General features: G+C 37.8%; 1 protein-coding gene. It reads right to left on the bottom strand.

Annotated features, from left to right (window positions below):
- Positions 1-392 (bottom strand): hypothetical protein (locus Q0822_RS18220; RefSeq protein ID WP_299126400.1); only part of this gene is annotated, 392 nt, incomplete at both ends.

Raw genomic sequence — 392 nt, 5'->3', positions numbered from 1 at the left:
AACGTAGCCGTAATATCACCACCTAATAAATCATCAGTTATAGTAATTGAATTAATAGATACATCACCAGTATTGGTAACTGTGAATGTGTAAGTTACTAAGTCGCCTTCACCAACACAACCTGTAGAAGTTGAGCTAGAAGCAGTTTTAACGATAGCAATACCACCATCATCACAAAGTGTTACATCAGGGTTATTGGCATCGATGATATAAGTATCAGTTGCTTGAACAGGAGTAGTTCCATCAGGTTCCAATCCGTTTGCTGTTACGTTATTAGTAATGTTACCAGCATCGACATCAGCTTGCGTGACAGTATAATCAGGTGCTGTGAAAACCCATGTTTCAGAAGGATCTAATTGACCATTATTATTTGTGTCACCAATAAGAGTAAG

The sequence above is a fragment of the uncultured Winogradskyella sp. genome, from assembly GCF_947496485.1.
In the GTDB taxonomy this organism is placed as follows: domain Bacteria; phylum Bacteroidota; class Bacteroidia; order Flavobacteriales; family Flavobacteriaceae; genus Winogradskyella.
The sequence above is the reverse complement of the archived record's forward strand: the minus strand, read 5'-3'. Positions and strand labels throughout refer to the sequence as shown.